Consider the following 3,755-nt stretch of genomic DNA (forward strand, 5'->3'; position numbering starts at 1 on the left):
TCGCCTCGGACCGCGCGAGCTACCTCACCGGCGCCACAGTCGCGGCCGACGCCGGACGCACCGCCGTCTAACGCCGTAACCGAAAACAATCACCGGGTTGGCGGTGGTCGAGTCTCTGGCACAGGAAGGTGATGATGAGGGGATGACCGTCAGCTCTCGCGCCCAGTCGTTCGATGTGGCCGCGGCTCAGTACGCGGCGAGTCGCCCGTCCTATCCAGCCGCGCTCTTTGACTGCGTCGAGGAGTTCTCAGGCTGTCGTCTGGCGGGTGCTCGGGTCGCCGATGTCGGTGCGGGTACCGGAATCGCCAGCACGTTGTTGCGGGAACGAGGTGCTGAGGTGATCGCTGTCGAGCCGGGTGAGGCCATGGCCGGCGAGTTCCGTCAGGCGCTTCCCGGAGTGCCGATCGTGAGAGGTGACGGAAACGCTCTGCCGCTGGCCGAGGCTTCCTGCGACCTGATCACGTATGCCCAGTCCTGGCAGTGGACCGATCCCGCCCGGTCCGTGCCGGAGGCGTTGCGCGTCCTGCGGGCGGGCGGTGCGCTGGCGATCTGGTGGAACACAACGGCTTTCGACGTGCCGTGGATCCGCGAGCAGCACGGGCGCATCGCACACCATTGCGGGGTGGAACCAAGGTCTGCGGTGCGCCCTTCGGACAGCGATGCCATCCGGCTGGCGGGGCTGACCGGGTTACGGGTTGAGCGCCGTCAAGTGCGCTGGAGCCGCACTGTTTCTTTGGACACGCATCTCGCCAACATCGGTAGCCGGTCGGCATTCCTCGTTCTTGACAAGGCTGACCGTCAGGCGTTTTTCGTCGACGAGCGTGATCGGCTGGGCAGGATCTTTCCTCGCGAGGAAGTGGAGGAGACCTACGTGGTTGATCTCCTGGTCGCGCTCCGCCCCTGACGTGGTGCGACCGTCGCGGGTGGGGCGGCGCGCTCAAGCCGCCGAGGCGGGTGACCGGCCGCCCCACCGGATGCCCTTTCCACATTGGCGCCGACTGCAGAACGGGGTCCGTTCAAAGGGCTGATCGCCTGCCACCGGCACTCCGCCGTCGGGGCGTTCGCCCAACGTGATGAAGCCGTGCTCACCACGACGGCGATCGCCCTCCTGCTGCGGCGCGCACTTCAGCGGTAGTCGGGGTTGGGCGCGTCGAGGCGGCAGCCGGCGTCCCATTCGGAGCGCTGGTTGCCGTGCGCGGGGATGCCCCCGGTGCGTTTGAGCATGGCGGCCAGGTGCATCAGGTTCCAGGCCATGAACGTGGTGTTGCGGTTGGTGAAGTCGTTCTCCGGCCCGCCCGAACCCGGGTCCAGGTACGAGGGTCCGGGTCCCGCCGGGCCGATCCAGCCCGCGTCGGCCTGTGGCGGGATGGTGTAGCCGAGGTGCTGGAGGCTGTAGAGGATGTTCATCGCGCAGTGCTTCACGCCGTCCTCGTTGCCGGTGATGAGACAGCCGCCGACGCGCCCGTAATAGGCGTACTGGCCCGCGGAGTTGAGCAGTCCCGAGCCTCCGTACAGCCGCTCGATGACTTTCTTCATGACCGAGCTGTTGTCACCCAGCCAGATCGGCCCGGCCAGCACCAGGATGTCGGCGGCCATCACCTGCTCGAACAGCGCCGGCCAGGCATCGGTGGCGAAGCCATGCTCGGTCATGTCCGGATAGACGCCCGGCGCGATGTCGTGATCGACGGCGCGGACGACGTCCGTGGTGACCCCGCGCGCGTCCATGATCGCCCGGCTCTTGTCGATCAGCCCCTCGGTGTGGCTCTGCTGCGGCGACGGTTTGAGGGTGCAGTTGACGAACAGGGCGCGCAGGTCGTCGAAGCGGTAGGGATCGTCGACCGGGTCGGGGGCGGGCGGTGACTGGGTCATGGATGCTCCTTCACGCGGGACAGCCGGGGCGGGTCCCCGATCCGGTCCGAGCCGTGGCTCGGCGACAGCGTCTCGCGCGGATCCCGCCCTGTCCTTCTACGACGCACCGGCACCCGGCGCTTTCGCACGGCGCCCGGTCGCGCGTCGTGCGTCCGCCGTCCATCGCGAGGATCCTGGTCTCAGCTCCGAGTACGACCGAGTACCCGGCAGGAAAACGAGGCGGCGGTGCGATGGCCATCGACGTGTCGGTGCAACGGGTGATCCCCGTTCCGCCGGAGCAGGTGGCGGCGTACGCCATGGACTGGCGGCACGATGACGAATGGACGCAGGGCATCCGCAGCGCGGAGCTGACGCGGGAAGCCGACGGCGGTGGCTTCGGTGTGGGCGCCGAGGTCACCCGTACGGCGTACTTCCTGGGCCGACGCATCGACTACGTCCTGCGCGTCGCCGCGCACGAACCTCCCCGGCTGCTGGACATGGTGTCGGTGGCCGGGCCGATGCCCATGCACGTCACCTACACCTTCGACCCGCACCCCGCCGGGACGACGGCCCGTATCCGCGTCCAGGGCGGCGGGGGCGGCTTCTACCGGATGGCCGCGCCCCTCATGGCCCGTCAGGTCCGCACGTCGCTCGGCAAGGACCTGCGCGACCTCGAACTCAGGCTCATCGGCACGGAATGAGAGATTCCCATGGCATACGACGAAGGGCTGGCCGAGCGCGTACGCGAACGGCTGGCCGTACATCAGGACGTCACCGAGAAAAAGATGTTCGGCGGGATCGCCTTCCTGTACCGGGGGAACATGGCCGTGGGCGTCAGCGGCAGCGGAAGCGGCGGCGACCTCATGGTGCGCGTCGGGCCCGAGCACACCGATGCGGCTCTGGCCCGGCCCGGCACCCGCGTCTTCGACATGACCGGCCGCCCGATGCGCGGCTGGATCCTGGTCGACTCCTCCGTTCTGACCGAGGACGAGGCGCTCGGCCGATGGGTCGACGAGGGGCACGCCTTCGCCGCGACCCTGCCACCCAAGTGAGCGGAACCGGACCACACCCGCGCCCGGCCGACGGGCCGTCCCGCCTCGGGCAGCGATGTCGAGGATCTGCGTAGGTAGCGGCAACGGTGTACTGCTCAGGCCAGCGCGAAGTAGCGCAGCCACACGTAACCGAGCGAGATGGCCACCGTGACGGAGGTGACGATCAGGCCGTACTTGGTGAACTGCCAGAAGGTGATGGGCTGTCGGTTGCGTTCGGCGATGCCGAGGACGACGACGTTCGCGGAGGCGCCGATGGCGGTGGCGTTGCCGCCGAGGTCGGCGCCGAGGGCGAGGGCCCACCACATGACGTGGTCGCCGGCACCGCCCATGTTGTGCACCAAGTCGCTGGTGATGGGCGCCATCGTGGCGACGTACGGAATGTTGTCCACGACCCCGGACAGGACCGCGGAAGCACCCAGCATCGTCAAGGACCCGCCGAGTTCGTTCGTGCCGATCGCATCCGCGAGCGCCTTGGAGACCTCGTCGATCACACCGGTGTCGATCAGGCCGCCGATCATGATGAACAGGCCCGCGAAGAAGGCGAGCGTGGGCCACTCGACCTCGGCGAGGACCTCGCTCGTCTCGGCCGTGGAGACGGCGACGAGCAGCCCGGCGCCCAGCAGCGCGACGATGCTCGGCTCGTAGTGAAGTACCGGGTGCAGGACGAAGCCCGCCACCACCAGGGCCAGGACGACCAGACCCTGGACCATCAGCCGCAGGTCCTTGATGGCCTCGCGCTCCTCCAGGGCCATGATCTCGGCGGCGCGGTCCTCGTCGTAGACGAACGTCTTGCGGAACATCACGCGGCACAGGGCGACGAGGACGACGACGAGCAGTGCGGACAGCGGGGCGATG

General features: G+C 68.6%; 5 protein-coding genes. 3 read left to right on the plus strand and 2 right to left on the minus strand.

Annotated features, from left to right (window positions below; all coding sequences use genetic code 11):
- Positions 1 to 142 precede the first annotated feature (142 nt).
- A complete protein-coding gene (locus SSP08S_RS57980; protein WP_019076026.1) occupies positions 143 to 904 on the plus strand; it encodes a class I SAM-dependent methyltransferase in 762 nt (253 codons plus the stop codon).
- Between the two features lie 221 nt (positions 905 to 1,125).
- On the opposite strand, the gene SSP08S_RS54390 is transcribed toward SSP08S_RS57980, so the two are convergent.
- A complete protein-coding gene (locus tag SSP08S_RS54390; protein ID WP_019076027.1) occupies positions 1,126 to 1,869 on the minus strand; it encodes a flavodoxin family protein in 744 nt (247 codons plus the stop codon).
- A gap of 230 nt (positions 1,870 to 2,099) precedes the next feature.
- Between SSP08S_RS54390 and SSP08S_RS54395 the strand changes: the two genes are divergently transcribed.
- Positions 2,100 to 2,549, plus strand: coding sequence for an SRPBCC family protein (locus tag SSP08S_RS54395; RefSeq protein ID WP_019076028.1), 450 nt, complete (start codon positions 2,100 to 2,102; stop codon positions 2,547 to 2,549).
- A gap of 9 nt (positions 2,550 to 2,558) precedes the next feature.
- Positions 2,559 to 2,900 carry a TfoX/Sxy family protein gene (locus tag SSP08S_RS54400; protein WP_019076029.1) on the plus strand — a complete coding sequence of 114 codons (342 nt, stop codon included), beginning with the start codon at positions 2,559 to 2,561 and terminating at the stop codon, positions 2,898 to 2,900.
- Positions 2,901 to 2,995: 95 nt separating this feature from the next.
- Here the strand turns inward: SSP08S_RS54400 and SSP08S_RS54405 are convergent.
- Positions 2,996 to 3,755, minus strand: a 760-nt coding sequence (locus SSP08S_RS54405; protein WP_019076030.1) for an ArsB/NhaD family transporter, incomplete at its 5' end; no start/stop codon positions are given.

Source organism: Streptomyces hokutonensis (genome assembly GCF_000376565.1).
Classification (GTDB): Bacteria; Actinomycetota; Actinomycetes; order Streptomycetales; family Streptomycetaceae; genus Streptomyces; species Streptomyces hokutonensis.

Bases quoted from the DNA above. Each gene is read 5' to 3' on its own strand.
- SSP08S_RS54395 (WP_019076028.1), top strand. From the start codon at position 2,100: ATGGCCATCGACGTGTCGGTGCAACGGGTGATCCCCGTTCCGCCGGAG.
- SSP08S_RS54390 (WP_019076027.1), bottom strand. From the start codon at position 1,869: ATGACCCAGTCACCGCCCGCCCCCGACCCGGTCGACGATCCCTACCGC.
- SSP08S_RS57980 (WP_019076026.1), top strand. From the start codon at position 143: ATGACCGTCAGCTCTCGCGCCCAGTCGTTCGATGTGGCCGCGGCTCAG.
- SSP08S_RS54400 (WP_019076029.1), top strand. From the start codon at position 2,559: ATGGCATACGACGAAGGGCTGGCCGAGCGCGTACGCGAACGGCTGGCC.